The sequence below is a fragment of the Rhodovulum imhoffii genome (genome assembly GCF_003046545.1).
GTDB classification, from domain to species: Bacteria; Pseudomonadota; Alphaproteobacteria; order Rhodobacterales; family Rhodobacteraceae; genus Rhodovulum; species Rhodovulum imhoffii.
In genome coordinates this window covers 17,293-33,856 of record NZ_QAAA01000019.1, presented here as the reverse complement: position 1 = coordinate 33,856, position 16,564 = coordinate 17,293, and the positions used below count along the sequence as shown (strand labels likewise).

At 63.6% G+C, this 16,564-nt stretch carries 13 protein-coding genes, 1 tRNA gene and 1 pseudogene; 8 read left to right on the top strand and 7 right to left on the bottom strand.

The features are described 5' to 3' along the window. Positions 1–27 precede the first annotated feature (27 nt). The 5 genes and pseudogenes from C8N32_RS15565 to C8N32_RS12445 all read right to left on the bottom strand — a co-directional run. A pseudogene (locus C8N32_RS15565) lies at positions 28–189 on the bottom strand (DUF6538 domain-containing protein); the annotation flags it as partial. Between the two features lie 80 nt (positions 190–269). Then, positions 270–344, bottom strand: a tRNA-Gly gene (locus C8N32_RS12460). Positions 345–493: 149 nt separating this feature from the next. Continuing rightward, positions 494–1,207 carry a TerC family protein gene (locus tag C8N32_RS12455; RefSeq protein WP_107893317.1) on the bottom strand — a complete coding sequence of 238 codons (714 nt, stop codon included), beginning with the start codon at positions 1,205–1,207 and terminating at the stop codon, positions 494–496. After that, entirely contained in the window at positions 1,200–1,604 is a 405-nt protein-coding gene (locus C8N32_RS12450) for an MAPEG family protein (RefSeq protein ID WP_107893316.1), read from the bottom strand. The genes C8N32_RS12455 and C8N32_RS12450 overlap by 8 nt, the downstream gene beginning before the upstream one ends. 88 nt (positions 1,605–1,692) lie before the next feature. Beyond that, positions 1,693–5,136, bottom strand: coding sequence for a pyruvate carboxylase (locus C8N32_RS12445; protein WP_107893326.1), 3,444 nt, complete (start codon positions 5,134–5,136; stop codon positions 1,693–1,695). A 297-nt stretch (positions 5,137–5,433) separates the two neighbouring features. Here C8N32_RS12445 and C8N32_RS12440 point away from each other — a divergent pair, with 297 nt between their 5' ends. Next, entirely contained in the window at positions 5,434–7,764 is a 2,331-nt protein-coding gene (locus C8N32_RS12440) for an ATP-dependent helicase (RefSeq protein WP_107893315.1), read from the top strand. 193 nt (positions 7,765–7,957) lie between these two features. On the opposite strand, the gene C8N32_RS12435 is transcribed toward C8N32_RS12440, so the two are convergent. Further along, a complete protein-coding gene (locus C8N32_RS12435; RefSeq protein WP_107893314.1) occupies positions 7,958–8,188 on the bottom strand; it encodes a DUF1127 domain-containing protein in 231 nt (76 codons plus the stop codon). A 233-nt stretch (positions 8,189–8,421) separates the two neighbouring features. On the opposite strand from C8N32_RS12435, the gene C8N32_RS12430 reads away from it, so the two are divergent. Continuing rightward, complete coding sequence (locus C8N32_RS12430) at positions 8,422–9,483, top strand: Mrp/NBP35 family ATP-binding protein (protein ID WP_107893325.1); 1,062 nt, start codon at positions 8,422–8,424, stop codon at positions 9,481–9,483. Positions 9,484–9,814: 331 nt separating this feature from the next. Here the strand turns inward: C8N32_RS12430 and C8N32_RS12425 are convergent, their stop codons facing one another. Further along, positions 9,815–10,015: a hypothetical protein gene (locus tag C8N32_RS12425; protein ID WP_107893313.1), complete on the bottom strand. Its 201-nt coding sequence runs from the start codon at positions 10,013–10,015 to the stop codon at positions 9,815–9,817. On the opposite strand from C8N32_RS12425, the gene mraZ reads away from it, so the two are divergent. The 6 genes from mraZ to C8N32_RS12395 are packed head-to-tail and all read left to right on the top strand — an operon-like array spanning position 9,950 to position 16,557. Continuing rightward, the gene (gene mraZ / locus C8N32_RS12420; protein ID WP_425319743.1) at positions 9,950–10,522 is read left to right on the top strand and encodes a division/cell wall cluster transcriptional repressor MraZ; all 573 of its coding nucleotides are present in this window, start codon (positions 9,950–9,952) and stop codon (positions 10,520–10,522) included. The genes C8N32_RS12425 and mraZ overlap by 66 nt on opposite strands. 3 nt (positions 10,523–10,525) lie before the next feature. After that, a complete protein-coding gene (gene rsmH, locus C8N32_RS12415) occupies positions 10,526–11,515 on the top strand; it encodes a 16S rRNA (cytosine(1402)-N(4))-methyltransferase RsmH (RefSeq protein ID WP_107893311.1) in 990 nt (329 codons plus the stop codon). Continuing rightward, on the top strand, positions 11,515–11,844 hold the full coding sequence (ftsL, locus tag C8N32_RS12410; protein ID WP_107893310.1) for a cell division protein FtsL: 330 nt from the start codon (positions 11,515–11,517) through the stop codon (positions 11,842–11,844). The genes rsmH and ftsL overlap by 1 nt, the downstream gene beginning before the upstream one ends. Next, positions 11,841–13,622: a peptidoglycan D,D-transpeptidase FtsI family protein gene (locus C8N32_RS12405; protein WP_107893309.1), complete on the top strand. Its 1,782-nt coding sequence runs from the start codon at positions 11,841–11,843 to the stop codon at positions 13,620–13,622. Before ftsL ends, C8N32_RS12405 begins: the two co-directional genes overlap by 4 nt. A 17-nt stretch (positions 13,623–13,639) precedes the next feature. Further along, positions 13,640–15,127, top strand: a complete 1,488-nt coding sequence (locus tag C8N32_RS12400) for a UDP-N-acetylmuramoyl-L-alanyl-D-glutamate--2,6-diaminopimelate ligase (protein ID WP_107893308.1) — start codon at positions 13,640–13,642, stop codon at positions 15,125–15,127. Continuing rightward, positions 15,124–16,557: a UDP-N-acetylmuramoyl-tripeptide--D-alanyl-D-alanine ligase gene (locus tag C8N32_RS12395; RefSeq protein ID WP_107893307.1), complete on the top strand. Its 1,434-nt coding sequence runs from the start codon at positions 15,124–15,126 to the stop codon at positions 16,555–16,557. The genes C8N32_RS12400 and C8N32_RS12395 overlap by 4 nt, the downstream gene beginning before the upstream one ends. Positions 16,558–16,564: the final 7 nt, after the last annotated feature.

Sequence of the window (16,564 nt, the reverse complement as noted above, 5' to 3'; positions counted from 1 at the left end):
GACCAGAACCGAGGCCAAAACCTCATGGTAAATCCGCTTGGGCGCCACGGGATCACTCGTGCGTAGGCTTTTAGCGATCTCGCGCTTGCCAACAACAGGGCGCAAATCCTCGTGCACCCGCACGCGAATACCGTACTTGTTGTGCCGTTTGGTGACATAGTGAAGGCTATCGAACACGTCCTGCTGCATCCTGTTTGTGTAGCAGGTTTGTGGTGCAAAAGTCTCTATCTATCAGTGACTTGCTTTGAGATCAATGGATTAAACCAAATTGGAGCGGGCGATGAGATTCGAACTCACGACCCTTACCTTGGCAAGGTAATGCTCTACCCCTGAGCTACGCCCGCCCCGTTTGGTGAAGCATGATTTATAAACTCCCGCCGGGGGGCGCAAGAGGAAAAGCGTGTTTTCCCGAAAAATTTTTCCCATAATCCGAAGTCTCTAGAAGATTGATACTGAATGAAAAAATGGCCGGGCCAGAGGTCCGGCCATGGGGTCAGGCACGGCGTTTTCGGGCGCGCAGGAGGTTCAGCGCCTCGACCGCGCCGGCAAAAACCATTGCCGCATAGATGAAGCCACGTTCCACGTGGAAATGCAGGCCATCGGCCATCAGGGCCATGCCGACCATCACCAGGAAGGCCAGTGCCAGCATCTTCGTGGACGGGTGTGCTTCCACGAAAGCGGCGATCGGTTCCGCGGCGACCATCATCACTCCGATGGCGAGGACCACGGCGGCGATCATCACCTCCAGGTGATCTGCGATGCCGACGGCGGTGATGACGCTGTCCAGCGAGAACACAAGATCCAGCACCATGATCTGGACGATCACCGCCATGAAGGTGGTCCCGGGGGTGTTTTGCCCTTCCTCCGTGTCGCCTTCGACTTCGTTGAATATCTCGGTGCTGGATTTCCAGATCAGGAACAATCCGCCAGCCAGGAGAATTACGTCGCGCCAGGAAAGATCAAAACCGGCAATCCTTGCGAAGGGGGCCGACAGGCCGATGATCCATGTGATGGAAAACAACAAGGCGATGCGCAGGATCAGTGCGCCGCTTAACCCGATCAGCCGTGCCCGGCGGCGCTGGGCCTCGGGCAGACGGGCAGAGGCGATGGACAGGAAGATGACGTTGTCCACGCCCAGAATGATTTCCAGAACCGTGAGCGTCAGGAAAGAGGCCCACACCGCCGGGTCCGATAAAAGGTCAACCATATGGCATCTCCTGAAACAAGACATGCGCCAGCACCACCAGCGCGCTGAGCCCCATCATGCCCCAGGTCAGGACCGTGCCGCCACCGCGTCCGACAGGGGCCTGTTTCGGGCGTGACATTCCCCACGCATGCAGCACGCGCCCGGCAAGAAGCATCAGGCCCAAAAGATGTACGAGCCAAAGCGGCGCCCGCTGCATTTCAGCCAGTAACAGCAGAACCAGCCCGAGGGGCACATACTCGTTGAAATTGGCGTGCACGCGCATGCGCCGGGCCATTTCAGCGTCCCCGCCGTCGCCGTTGAAGATCTTGCCGCTGGCACGTCGCTGTACGACGCGAACGCTGAGATACAGGTAAAGCAGTGTCAGAAGTCCGGCGTAAACGGGGGTCGCATGTGGCATGTTTGTTCTCCATCACCAGGAACGGCGCAGGCAGGACCTGCGCCGTGGGAAAGGCTGTGTGCCGGAAGGTCCCGGCTATCCAGCGACGTTATTCGAACTCGATCAAAAGATCTTTTGCGTCGATCTGGGCGCCCGCGCTGACATGTACCGTCTTGACGGTGGCGTCGTGTTCCGCGTGCAGGCCGGTTTCCATCTTCATGGCCTCGATGGTCAACAGCAGATCGCCTTCCTTGACCTTCTGGCCAGCCATCACCGCCACGGAGGATACCGCCCCCGGCATCGGCGCCCCCACATGCCTTGGGTTGCCCAGTTCCATCTTCAGGCGCTTGGCGACGCTGGCCTTGGCCTTGCGGTTTGCCACGCGGATTACGCGGGGCTGCCCGTTGAGTTCGAAGAATACCTTGGCCTCGCCGTCCTCGTTGGTGTCGCCCACAGCCTGAAGGCGTATCTCCAGCGTCTTGCCGGGGTCGATCTCGGCTGTGATTTCGTCCCCCGGCGCCAGCCCGTAGAAAAAGGTGCGTGTGGGCAAGGTGCGCACGGGGCCGTATAGCTGGTGGCGCTCGGTGTAGTCGGAAAAGACCCTTGGGTACATCAGGTAGCCGTTCAGATCTTCGTTATCGAGCGCAAGGTCGGGGAACTTCCGGGCCAGTTCCGCGCGGGTTTTCTCCATGTCCACGGGGGGCAGGTGCTTGCCCGGCCGTTCGGTCGAAGGCGTTTCATCTTTCAGCACCTTCTTGACCAGCCCGCTGGGGAAGCCCTCCGGCGGCTGGCCAAGGTTGCCGCGCATCATGTCCACGACAGAGTCGGGAAAGGCGACCTCACGCTCGGGGTCTTCGACCTCGGCACGGGTAAGCCCCTGGCTGACCATCATCAGGGCCATGTCCCCCACGACTTTCGACGAAGGCGTGACCTTCACGATGTCTCCAAACATCTGGTTCACGTCCGCATAGGCACGGGCGACCTCTGGCCAGCGCTCCTCCAGGCCGAGCGCGCGCGCCTGTGCCTTGAGGTTGGTGAACTGGCCGCCGGGCATCTCATGCAGGTAAACCTCGGAGGCGGGGGCCTGAAGGCCGGATTCGAAGGCCACGTATTCGCCGCGGACCTGTTCCCAGTAGTTGGAAATCTCGCGAACGGCGGAAATATCCAGCCCGGTATCGCGATCGGTGTTGCGCAGGGCCTCGACGATGGAGCCGAGGCAGGGCTGCGAGGTGCCGCCCGAAAATGCATCCATCGCGGCATCCACGGCGTCCACACCGGCGGCGCTGGCGGCCAGGATGGTCGCCCCGGCGATGCCGGAGGTATCATGGGTGTGGAAGTGAATTGGCAGACCGACTTCGTCCTTCAGCGCCGTGACCAGAACGCTGGCGGCCGAGGGTTTGAGCAGCCCGGCCATGTCCTTCAAGCCGAGAATATGGGCGCCTGCGTCCCGAAGGGCCTTGCCCATGGTGACGTAGTAGGTCAGGTCGTATTTCGCGCGGTCGGGGTCGAGAATATCGCCGGTATAGCAGATGGTGCCTTCGCAGACCTTGCCGGATTCGATCACCGCATCCATCGCCACGCGCATGTTCTCCACCCAGTTGAGACTGTCGAACACGCGAAAGACATCCACGCCGGTCTCGGCGGCCTGCGCCACGAAGCCTTTGACCACATTGTCGGGGTAGTTGGTGTAACCCACGCCGTTGGAGCCGCGCAGCAGCATCTGGGTCATCAGGTTGGGCATGGCTTCGCGCAGGTCGCGCAGGCGCTGCCATGGGCATTCCTGCAAGAAGCGGTAGGCGACGTCAAAGGTGGCGCCGCCCCAGCACTCGACGCTGAAAAGTTGCGGCAGGTTGCGGGCATAGGCGGGCGCAACACGGATCATGTCGATCGAGCGCATCCGCGTGGCCAGCAGAGACTGGTGCCCGTCGCGCATGGTTGTGTCGGTCAGCAGCAGGTTCTTTTGCCCGGTCATCCACGCGGCAAGCCCTTCTGCCCCTTTTTCGTCAAGGATCTGGCGCGTGCCGGATGGAATTTCCTTGCCGCGGGCTTTCGGCGGGCGCGGGTCTCTGGCTTCGGCGGGCGGGCGGGCGCGGCCCTCGGTCTCGGGGTGCCCGTTTACGGTGATGTCGGCGATATAGGTCAGAATCTTGGTCGCCCGATCCCGACGCTTCTTGAATTGGAACAGCTCCGGGGTCTGGTCGATGAATTTGGTGTGGTATTCGTTGTTCAGAAATGTCGGATGCTTGAGCAGGTTCTCGACGAAGGCGATGTTGGTCGATACGCCGCGGATGCGGAATTCACGCAAGGCACGGTCCATCCGGGCGATGGCTGCCTCGGGTGTGGGGGCCCAGGCGGTGACCTTTTCAAGCAGGCTGTCGTAGTAGCGGGTGATGACCGCGCCGGAATAGGCGGTGCCGCCGTCCAGCCGGATACCCATGCCGGTAGCACCGCGATAGGCGGTGATGCGGCCGTAATCGGGGATGAAGTTGTTCTGGGGGTCTTCGGTGGTGATCCGGCATTGCAGGGCATGGCCACGCAGCATCACATCAAACTGGGAGGCGGTGCCCGTGGCCTCGACCAGCGATTTCCCCTCCGAGATCAGGATCTGTGCACGGACAATATCGATGCCGGTGACTTCCTCGGTGACGGTGTGTTCCACCTGCACGCGAGGGTTCACTTCGATGAAGTAGAACTCTCCCGTCTCCATATCCATCAGGAATTCGATCGTGCCGGCACATTCATAGTTCACTTCCTCGGCGATCTTCTTGCCGAGATGGCACAGATGCTCACGCTGGGCCGGGGAAAGGTAGGGGGCCGGCGCGCGTTCCACGACCTTCTGGTTGCGCCGCTGGACGGAGCAGTCCCGCTCCCACAAATGGTAGATGCTGCCCCGGTTGTCGCCGAGAACCTGTACCTCGACGTGACGCGCGCGAGTGATCATCTTTTCGAGGTAGCCCTCACCGTTGCCAAAGGCGGCTTCGGCCTCGCGGCGGCCTTCGCGGATCTTTTCCTCCAGCTCCTCTTCGGAGTGAATCGGCCGCATGCCGCGCCCGCCTCCGCCCCAGCTGGCCTTCAGCATCAGCGGATAGCCGATCTGCGTCGCTTCCTTGCGGATGGCATCCATGTCGTCGCCCAGAACCTCGGTCGCGGGGATCACGGGCACACCGGCCTTGATGGCGACTTTGCGGGCGCTGGCCTTGTCGCCCAGGGCGCGCATCGTGTCCGCCCTGGGACCGATGAAGGCAAGCCCGTTGGCCGTACAGGCTTCCACGAAGTCCGGGTTTTCCGACAGCAACCCATAGCCGGGGTGGATCGCATCCGCCCCCGACATTTTCGCCACGCGGATGATTTCGTCGATCGACAGGTAGGCCTGGACCGGGCCCAGCCCCTCACCGACCCTGTAGGCTTCGTCGGCCTTGAAGCGGTGCAGCCCCAGCTTGTCCTCTTCCGCGTAGACGGCGACGGTGCGTTTGCCCAACTCGTTGGCGGCACGCATGACGCGGATGGCGATCTCGCCCCGGTTCGCGATGAGGATCTTTTTGAACTCGGCCACGGTGTGCCCCTCCAGCTTGGCAGTTGCGATGGTTTTCATGTGCTAGCGCCTGTTTTGTCGTGCCGTAAAGCGCCGTGCCATAAAAACATAGCAAACCAGCAGGAATTTCTGCACCTGCAAAGTTCCGCTTGGCAATTCGTTCGCCGCGGCCCCCCGGAGGGAAAGGAAATTTCCCTTCCGTCGTGGGACCCCGTGTGTCCCGACAGGGGGCCGGGTGCGTGCATCCTTTTACCTGCGGGCGGGAACATTGCCCGAACACTTCTTTAACTCGGATGCGGCGCGCGCTAATCTGCGGGCATGACCGGATTTGATGAAGATGACGCCTTCGAGGCCGCCGCCCGCCCGCTATCCGCCCGTGCCATGGCCGCGCGGCCTGCGCCCTATCTTGACACCCTGAATTCCGCCCAGCGGCAGGCGGTGGAAACCCTGGAGGGTCCGGTTCTGATGCTGGCCGGGGCGGGGACCGGCAAGACCAAGGCGCTGACGACCCGCATTGCGCATCTGCTCAATACCGGCCGTGCCCGGCCTAATGAAATCCTGGCCGTGACCTTTACCAACAAAGCCGCACGAGAGATGAAAACGCGGGTGGGGGCCCTGATGGGCCACGCGGTCGAGGGGATGCCCTGGCTGGGAACCTTTCACGCGATTTGCGTCAAGCTGTTGCGGCGCCATGCGGAGCTGGCGGGGTTGAAGCCGAATTTCACAATTCTGGACACGGACGACCAGGTTCGTCTGCTGAAACAGTTGGTCGTGGCGTCCGGCCTGGATGAAAAACGCTGGCCCGCGCGCCAGCTGGCCGGGCTCATCGATCGCTGGAAAAACCGGGCCTGGGGGCCGGGCGCGGTGCCGGTGGCAGAGGCCTCTGCCTTTGACGGGCGTGGCGTGGCGCTTTACGCGGCGTATCAGGAGCGGTTGAAAGCCCTTAACGCGGCCGATTTCGGGGATCTGCTGTTGCATGTGGTCACGATCTTGCAGACCCATCCGGATGTGCTGGAACAATACCGGCGCTGGTTCCGCTATATTCTCGTGGATGAATACCAGGATACCAATGTGGCGCAGTATCTGTGGCTGCGGCTGCTGGCCGGGGGGCATCACAACATCTGTTGCGTGGGCGACGATGATCAGTCGATCTACGGCTGGCGCGGGGCCGAGGTGGGCAACATCCTGCGCTTCGAAAAGGATTTTCCCGGTGCGCAGGTGATCCGGCTGGAGCAGAACTACCGCTCCTCCCCCCACATCCTGTCGGTGGCCAGCGGTGTCATTGCCGCCAATACGGGACGGTTGGGCAAGACGCTGTGGACGGACGCGGAGGAAGGCGAAAAGGTTCGCCTGATCGGCCATTGGGATGGAGAAGAGGAAGCCCGCTGGATCGGAGAGGAGGCCGAGGCCCTGCAACGGGGAACGCGCAGCCTGCGCCCCTTTTCGCTGGACGCGATGGCGATCCTGGTGCGGGCCAGCCACCAGATGCGCGCCTTTGAAGATCGTTTCCTGACCATCGGTCTGCCTTATCGGGTAATCGGCGGACCGCGTTTTTACGAGCGGCTGGAGATTCGGGATGCGATGGCCTATTTCCGCCTCGCGGTCAGCCCGGCGGACGATCTGGCCTTCGAACGTATCGTGAACACCCCCAAGCGGGGTCTTGGCGACAAGGCACAGCAGAAAATCCAGACGGCGGCGCGCGATCTTGGAACCCCGCTGGTCGAAGCGGCCCGGCGGGTGCTACAGGGGGGCGGCTTGACCGGTAAGGGCGCGGCGCAGTTACGGGTTTTGCTGGAGGCCCTTGATCGCTGGCATGCGGAGGTGCTGAATCCCACGCAAAGCCATGTCGAACTGGCGGAGATCATTCTTGACGATTCCGGTTATACGGCCATGTGGCAGGCCGACAAATCTCCCGATGCGCAGGGACGGCTGGAAAACCTCAAGGAGCTTGTCAAGGCGCTGGAGGAATTCGAGAATCTTCAGGGGTTTCTGGAGCATGTCGCGCTTATCATGGACAATGAGAGCGACGCGGAAGAGCCGAAGATATCGATCATGACGCTCCATGCGGCCAAGGGGCTGGAATTTGCCGTCGTGTTCCTGCCGGGATGGGAAGACGGGTTGTTTCCCTCTCAGCGCGCGATGGATGAGAACGGCCTGAAGGGGCTGGAGGAAGAACGCCGCCTTGCCTATGTCGGGATCACGCGGGCAGAGGAAATCTGCACGATTTCCTTTACCGCCAACCGCCGGGTCTACGGCCAGTGGCAGTCGGCGCTGCCGTCGCGTTTCATAGACGAGTTGCCAGAGGATCATGTCGAGGTGTTGACCCCTCCCGGCCTTTACGGCGGGGGGTATGGCGCTTCTGCGCCGGGGGTCGAACAGCGCGCGGCGCGGGCGGATGTATATAATTCTCCCGGTTGGCGCCGGATGCAGGCCCGTGCCGGCCAGCCCGCCCCCCGTGCGATGGTGATCGAGGCGCAGCCCGTCGGGTTCACCGCCGGGGACCGGGTGTTCCACCAGAAATTCGGCTACGGCACCGTTATGGGGCTGGAGGGCGACAAGCTGGATGTGGAATTCGACAAGGCCGGGGCAAAAAAGGTCGTGGCGCGGTTCGTGACCGCCGCCGACCGTGCCGGGGATGTCCCGTTCTGAGGCAGGCGGAAACAAGAAACGGCGACGCCAGGGAGGAGGGGCGCCGCCGTCTTGTCAGCAGGGGGGCCAGGGAGGAGGAGGGCACCCGCTGCATTCCGTTGGGGCCTTTTGCCCCGAATAAAGGGCGGCGACATCAGGGAGGAGGAGATGTCGCCGCGAGAATAAGGAAACCCAGGGAGGAGGAGGGGCTTCCTTAACCGTTTATTTCTTTGCTGCCATAGACAGCTTCAAGGGCGGCGCGACGAAGTGTCGGCCTGCTCAGCCCGATATCCGCCAGTTCAGCATTGGTCAGACCGTTCAATTCGCGCAGCGTCTGCCGGTAGCGGGCGTACTTTACAAGGGCTTCCAGCCGCAATGCGACAAAGGCTTCCAACCTCTGGAGGGGCCGGATTTCACCGGATTGTACAAGGTTTGCTTGTGCCATTTGCGTTGCGTCCTGTGGTGTCGCCGAGACGGGAGTGAAGCCCCGTTTCCGTTGATGCTTCCAAGATAATACTATGCTGCATCTGCACAATGGGTGTTTTCGGATTTCTGCCATGCAGAAAACGCATAAGTTAATTTAACCCCTTTCCCGAGAATCCCGGTTTTGCGTTATGGCTCTTTTCGCTTGCTCTTGCCCGCTCAGGCGCCAAGTTAGGCCCAGAGATGGAGGTGCCGATGCCCGTAACCCGTAACGAGGTTCTTTCCGTATTGTCCCGCCTGGAGATACCCGGCGGCGGGACCCTCATCGATCGGGACATGGTACGTGCCCTGACGGTTGAGGGGACGACCGTTCGCTTCGTCATCGAGGCGGCAGACGCGACCCAGGCGGAGGCGCTGGAAGATGTGCGTGCCCGCGCCCAGGCGGCGCTTGCCGCGCTGGAGGGGGTCGGGACGGTGTCTGTTGTGCTGACCGCGCCCGCAGCGTCAAGGCCCGCGCCCGGAATCAGGATCGGCCGGCATCCGACGCCGGAGGAGATTCCGCTGACCGGGGTGGAGCGGATTGTCGCCGTTGCATCCGGCAAGGGCGGGGTGGGCAAATCCACCGTCGCGACCAATCTTGCAGTGGCACTTGCACGGCAGGGGCGGCGCGTGGGGCTTCTCGATGCCGATATCCACGGGCCGTCGGTTCCGCGCATGATGGGGGTCAGCGGACGCCCCGGTGCCACACCCGGTGGCAAGACCATCCTGCCGCCGCAGGCACATGGCGTGACGTTGATGTCCATCGGCCTGATGCTGGAGGATGGGCAGGCGGTCGTCTGGCGCGGGCCGATGCTGATGGGGGCGCTTCAGCAGATGCTGGGGCAGGTGCATTGGGGGGAACTCGATGTGCTGATCGTCGACCTGCCTCCCGGTACGGGGGACGTGCAGTTGACGCTTTGTCAGCGCACGAACCTGACGGGGGCGCTGGTTGTGTCCACGCCGCAGGATGTGGCGCTGCTGGACGCTCGCAAGGCGATCGACATGTTCAACAAGCTCAAGACCCCGGTTCTGGGCCTGATCGAGAACATGTCCGGCTATATCTGCCCCAATTGCGGGCATGAGGCGCATATCTTCGGCCATGGCGGCGTGCGTGCGGAGGCCGCAAAAATCGGTGTGCCGTTTCTGGGGGAACTGCCGCTGGCCCTGGAGGTGCGGCAGGGCGGGGATGCCGGTGCGCCTGTCGCCGCCGGCGACGGCCCGTTGGCGGAGGCTTATGCCCGCCTTGCCGAAGGGATGGTACGTGGCGGTGTGGCCTGAGCGGGATTTCATGGAACGGGGCCGTTCCGGGCAGAACGAATCACTTCGTGGGTCGGGGAAATGTGGCCGGAGGGGGTAGGGGCGATTTTTCCGAACCCCCGGCCAAATTACACGCTTAGATTGTTTTCCCCCACATATTGAAGGTTTTCTGGCGGCATCACCTAAAAGTGGTGCCGTTAGCGCGACTCGAAACGGGCGTTTCGGGAATCGCCATTTCACGGAAACAGTAAATTCCACTGGGTGCCATAAAATTCCATTGATTTCCATGTCTCCCCATGGCACAACTTTCCTATCGGATGAGACGGGTTCAACAGGGGCGCAAAGACCCCGATCAGGCACTGGCAGGCTTCATACAGGCCCCGCTTTCATCGACGACAAGATCCGGCGCGCGGGCGAGCAGACATCCCCCCAGATGGCGCGCGTAGCCGGGCACCCAGAAATGGGGCGAGGGCGGCGGATCGGGCAAATGCAGCAGCCCGATCCGCCGTTTTCCTTCGGGGGCAGGCAGAGGAGCGTCAGGACCGTGGCGCATATGTTCAGAGGCGATTTTCAGCAAAAGCTGGATTCAAAAGGCCGGGTTTCCGTGCCAGCCTCTTTCCGCCGCGTCCTGGAGCAGGGCGATCCGGACTGGCAGAAGGGTTTGCGCCCGCGCCTTGTCATCGTGTACGGGGACAAGCTACAGAAATACCTTGAATGTTTCACGATGCGGGCCGTCGACGAAATCGACGACATGATTGCCCGCATGCCGCGCGGGTCCGTGGACCGGCGGATGATGGAGCATTACTTTCACGGTCTTTCCCATCCGACCGAGATAGATGCCGACGGACGTCTGATCCTGCCGCAGCGCCTGCGTGACAAGATTGGCCTGATGGATGAGGCTTATTTCTTCGCCACGTCGGATACGTTCAAGATCTGGAATTACGAGACCTTCGAAGCTGAGCAAAGTGCCCCGTTCGATGCCTGGCGTGCTGCGCAGGGACCGGATTTCAACATCTTTTCGCTGGCGGAAAAATACGCCCCGCCACGGGAAGAGGGGTGAACGATGGCCGGGTCGGACAGCCATGCGCCGCACATCCCGGTGCTGCTGCGCCCGCTGCTGGAGGCCGTCTCGCCGGTTTCGGGCCTTTGGCTGGACGGGACTTTCGGTGCCGGAGGGTATGCGCGCGGTCTCCTGGATGCCGGGGCAGACAAGGTCATCGGCGTGGACCGCGACCCCAGTGTTTTCGCCCTGGCGCAGGGGTGGGCCGGGGTGTATGGCGACCGGCTGATGCTGGTTGAGGGCACCTTCTCGGATATTGACAGCCATGCGCCGGCCCTACTTGACGGGGTTGTCCTGGACCTTGGGGTGTCTTCGATGCAACTTGACCAGGCAGAGCGGGGCTTTTCCTTCACGCGGGATGGGCCGCTGGACATGCGCATGGGCGGGGCGGGGCCTTCGGCGGCGGACCTGGTCAACACGGCCGAGGAGAGCGTCCTGGCCGATATTCTGTTCCAGTATGGGGAAGAGCGCGCCTCGCGCCGGATCGCACGGGCCATCGCCAAGGCGCGGCGCGGCGCTCCGATCGTCAGCACCGCGCAACTGGCCGATATCATCGGCGGCTGCCTGCCGCACCCGAAACCGGGGCAAAGCCACCCCGCGACCCGCAGTTTTCAGGCGTTGCGTATCGCCGTGAATGACGAGCTTGGGCAGCTCGTCTCCGGGCTGATCGCCGCCGAGGCCGCGCTGAAGCCCGGCGGGCGCCTCGCGGTGGTGACGTTTCATTCCCTTGAAGACCGTATCGTGAAGCGGTTCCTTCAGCATCGGTCGGGGCGGGCGGCGGCAGGCAATCGCCACGCTCCGGAGATCGAGGCGGAGCCCTCCCGGTTTCAGGTGCTGACCCGGCGGGCGGTCGGACCCGATGATGCCGAGATGGGGGCCAACCCGCGCGCGCGCTCGGCGAAGCTGCGTATCGCCCGACGTACCGGCGCCCCGGCCGGGCATCCCGACCTCCGGGCGCTTGGTCTGCCTGAACTGGTGGAAAGGGGCGGTTGATGAAAAGTGTGCTATATATCCTGTCCGCGCTTGCGGTCGTGGCGCTTGCGATCTGGGCATATCGCGAAAACTACCGCACCCAGCAGGCACTGGTGGAGGCCAGCCGGTTGCAGGGTGAGATCGGCGCGATGCACGAAACGCTGGCGCGGCTGAACGCCGAATGGGCGTATCTCAACCGCCCGGACCGGTTGCGCGATCTGACCTCGCTTGGGTTCGAACGGCTCGGGTTGCTGCCCTTGAGGCCTGAGCAGTTCGGTCAGATCGAACAGGTCGCCTACCCGGATCCGGAGTTCCCGCAACACGACCCCAAAGCGGAGGAGCTGCAATGATCCGGACCCCGTTGCGCCCGCTTGCCCGTATCCTGGCAGCCCGTGACCGGGGGGAAAGCCCCGCAGCCATCGAACGGGAAAACCAGCGCCTGCGTCAGGAACAGCAACGGGATCGTGCGCGTCAGCGGGCAGAGGGCCGTCTTTTGGTCCTGGGGGTGTTCTTTTTCAGTGCGTTCGCGCTTGTCGGGTTGCGGATGGGGGCTCTGGCGACATCTGAGCCGAGCGAACCCCGCGCCGCCGCGCCGGGCGCGCAGATCGTGGCGCAGCGGGCCGATATCGTGGACCGCAAGGGCCGGGTGCTTGCCACCAACCTCGCGACGCATTCGCTTTACGCTCAGCCCCGCCTGATGGTCGACAAGCTGCGGGCTGCGCAGGAACTGGCGCGAATCTTTCCCGATCTCGAGGCGGAGAAACTCCAGGCGCTGTTCACCGGTGACCGTACCTTCATCTGGTTGAAAAAGCGCATCAGCCCGGAACAGATGCAGCGTGTCCACGACATCGGGGAGCCGGGGCTTCTTTTCGGTCCGCGTGAGATGCGTTTTTATCCCAACGGCAAGCTGGCGGCGCATGTGCTGGGGGGATACAGCTTCGGGCGCGAGAGCGTGCATGCTGCCGAAGTGATCGGCGTGGCCGGGGTGGAGCGGGCCTTCGACGATTTCCTGCGCGATCCGGGCAATGGCGCCGCCCCGTTGCGCCTGTCGCTGGATCTGACCGTGCAGGCCACGGTGGAGCAGGTTCTCGCGGGGGGGATGACGCTCATGAACGCCAAGGGTGCGGCGGCGGTTCTGATGGATGCGAAAAGTGGTGAAGTCCTTTCGATGGTGTCTTTGCCGGCCTTCGATCCCAATGACCGCCCGGCGCCGTTGACCACAGGAGATGCCGGCGACAGCCCGCTTTTCAACCGGGCGGTCCAGGGGGTGTATGAGCTTGGCTCCACCTTCAAGATTTTCGCCGCCGCGCAGGCGCTGGATTTGGGGCTGGTTGCGCCCTCGACGATGATCGAAACCAAGGGGCCGCTGGTTTGGGGACGCTACAAGATTCGTGATTTCCACGATTACGGGCGTGAACTGTCGATGACCGACGTCATTGTGAAAAGCTCCAACATCGGGACGGCCAGGGTTGCGCTGCAGATCGGGGCGGCGCGTCAGAAGGCGTTTCTGAAACAACTGGGTTTTCTGGATCCGACGCCGGTCGAGATGGTCGAAGCGCCGGGGGCGCAGCCGCTTTACCCGGCCAACTGGTCAGAGATTTCGACCATGACCATTTCCTATGGCCACGGCCTTTCCGCCAGCCCGCTGCACCTGGCGGCAGCGTATGCTTCCGTTGTCAATGGCGGCACGCGGGTGCGGCCGACCTTGCTGGCGGCCCCCCCCGCCCAACCGGGAGAGCGGATTGTGTCTGCCGGGACGTCGGCCAGGATCCGCTCCATGCTGCGGGAGGTGGTGACACGGGGCACCGCCAGTTTCGGCGAGGTTCCCGGCTATGCCGTCGGGGGAAAGACGGGCACGGCCGACAAGCCCAGGCCCGGTGGCGGGTACTACAAGGACAAGGTGATCGCCACTTTCGCCAGCGTTTTCCCCGCCCATGATCCAAAATATGTGCTCATTGTGACGCTGGACGAACCCGAGGAAACCTCTGGCCCGCGCCCGCGCCGCACCGCTGGCTGGACGGCCGTGCCCGTCGCGACAGAGATCATCCGCCGCGCCGCGCCGCTTCTTGGCCTGCGTCCCGAGATTGAACCTGCCCCCGGCTTCGGGGTAACAGAGGTCTCGAACTAGGCAAGGAGCATCGGCCCATGGCTGATCCGGCGAAAATCACTCTTTCTGCCCTCGGGTTGCAGTCGAGGGGCGGCCATGACGTTCCGGTGACGGGGCTGTCGGTGGATAGTCGCGAGGTCCGGCCGGGGCATTTGTTCGGGGCGCTTCCGGGTACGAATATCCATGGTGCGGAGTTCATCACTTTCGCCTTGCGCATGGGCGCATCTGCCATCCTGACCGACCGGGCAGGGGCGGAGATCGCAAGGGACGAACTGGCCGGTAGTGCCGCGGCGGTCGTGGTGACCGAAGATCCGCGACAGGCGCTGGCCTGTGCGGCGGCGTTGTTCTTCGGGCGCCAGCCGGGCACGGTCGTGGCGGTGACGGGGACATCGGGAAAGACCTCGGTGGTCAATTTCACCCGCCAGATCTGGGAAGGGTTGGGGCGCAAGGCATGCAGCATCGGCACGATGGGCGTTCAGGGGGCGTGGCAGGCGCCGCTGACCCACACCACGCCGGAGCCGATCGCCCTGCACCGTGCTCTGGCGGAGATGGCTGCGCATGGCGTTACCCATGCCGCGATGGAGGCCTCGAGTCACGGGCTTGCGCAGCGGCGGCTTGACGGGGTGGCGATCAAGGCGGCGGCATTCACGAATTTCAGTCAGGATCACCTCGATTACCACAAGGATTTCGACGATTACTTCAATGCGAAGGTCGGCCTGTTCGATCGTATCCTGCCCGAGGACGGCGTGGCTGTCGTCAATACGGATGACCCGCGCGGGGTGCAGATGCTGGGGCATGCGCGTGCCCGCACGCGGGGCCTGCTGACCATCGGGCGGGGGCAGGATTGCGACCTGCGCATCCTTGCCCAGGCCTATGATGCGACGGGCCAGACCCTGCGTTTTGCGTGGCAGGGGGCGCCACATCAGACCCGGCTGGAACTTATTGGTGGGTTCCAGGCAGAAAACGTTCTGGCGGCGGCGGGGCTGGCGATCGGCGCGGGTGAGATACCGGAACGGGTTTTCCCGGTGTTGTCGGAGCTGGAGACCGTCCGGGGGCGGATGGAACTGGCAGCGACGCGGGGCAACGGCGCGGCGGTGTTCGTGGATTACTCGCACAAACCCGGCGCGCTGGTTTCCGCGCTGCGATCTTTGCGTCCGCATGTCATGGGACGGATCGTGGTCGTGTTCGGTGCGGGGGGCGACCGTGACCGGGGCAAGCGCCCGTTGATGGGGCAGGCGGCGGCGAAGAACGCCGATCTTGTCATCGTAACCGATGACAACCCCCGGACCGAGGATGCCGCCACTATCCGCGCCGAGGTTATGGCGGGCTGCCCAGAGGCGACCGAGGTCGGCGACCGGGCGGAGGCCATATTGCGCGGTGTGGATGCGTTGGAGGCAGGCGATGCGCTGCTGATTGCGGGCAAGGGACATGAAACCGGGCAGATCGTGGGGGAGAACGTTTACCCCTTCGATGATGTGGAGCAGGCCAGTGTCGCAGTCGCCGCTTTGGACGGGGCGGTGTCATGAGCATACTCTGGACAGCGGCGGAGGCCATGGCGGCCACCGGCGGTCAGTCCACGACAGCTTGGAAGGCGCAGGGGGTCTCCATCGATACCCGCAGCCTGACACCGGGGGATCTGTTCGTCGCCCTCGCGGATCGGCGCGACGGACATGATTTTGTCGCTGAGGCGCTGGCAAAGGGCGCGGCTGCGGCACTGGTTTCCCGGCGGCCCGCGGGGGTGGCGAAGGACGCGCCGCTTCTGATCGTTTCCGATGTTCTGGCGGCGCTGACGGCTTTGGGGCGCGCGGCACGGGCGCGTACGGCGGCACGGGTGATCGGGGTGACGGGCTCTGTCGGCAAGACCTCGACGAAGGAGATGTTGCGCGCGGTCCTGGCCCGGCAGGGGCATGTCCATGCCGCGGAGGCAAGCTACAACAATCATTGGGGTGTGCCGCTGACATTGGCGCGGATGCCGCGCGATGCCGGGTTCGCTGTGATCGAAATAGGTATGAACCACCCCGGTGAGATCGCCCCCCTCTCGGCGATGGCCCGGCCCGATGTGGCGCTCGTTACCACTGTCGCGGCGGCGCATCTGGAGGCGTTTGAGGATATCGCCGCCATCGCGCGGGAGAAGGCCGCGATTTTCCGTGGCCTGGAACCCGGCGGCATCGCGGTGTTTCACAATGATCTGGACGTGACACCGATTCTGGCCGGGGCCGCGCGGGCCGCCGGAGCTCGTGTGCTGCGGTTTGGGGAGTCGACGGGAAGCGACTACCGCCTGACACGTGTGACCCTTGGTGACATCGCCACGGTGGTCGAGGCCGAAGCCCATGGCAAAGCGTTTCTGTTCAAGATCCGGGCGGTGGGGCGCCATTTTGCCTCCAACGCGCTGGGGGTTCTGGCGGTGGCGGACGTTTGCGGCATCGACGCGGCGGTGGCGGCTTGCGATCTTGGCGCCTGGCGGCCTCCTGCCGGGCGCGGGGCCCGTGAACGGCTGGTGCTGGATGTTGTCGATGACCATCTGATCATCGACCTGATCGACGATGCGTTCAATGCGAACCCGGCCTCCATGGCTGCGGCGCTGGAGGTTCTCGCCGCCGCGCAGCCGCGGGACGGACTGGGGCGTGTGACCTCGGGTCGCCGGATCGCGGTGCTGGGGGATATGCTGGAGCTGGGCGAGAACGAAGAGGATCTGCATCGTGCGATTGCGGATGTGCCCGCATTCAGGTGCGTGGATGTTGTGCACTGTGTGGGGCCGCGGATGCGGGCGCTCTACGCTGCATTGCCTGCGCGTCAGCGCGGCCAGTGGCAGGAGCGGGCCGAGGATCTGGCCGCGCGCGCCCATGTGCTTTGCGACGCGGGCGATGTCGTACTCGTGAAAGGGTCCAAGGGCAGCCGTGTATCCGTAATCGTCGATGCGATACGCAAACTGGGACAAGCGGTTTCAACCGATTAACAAGGAC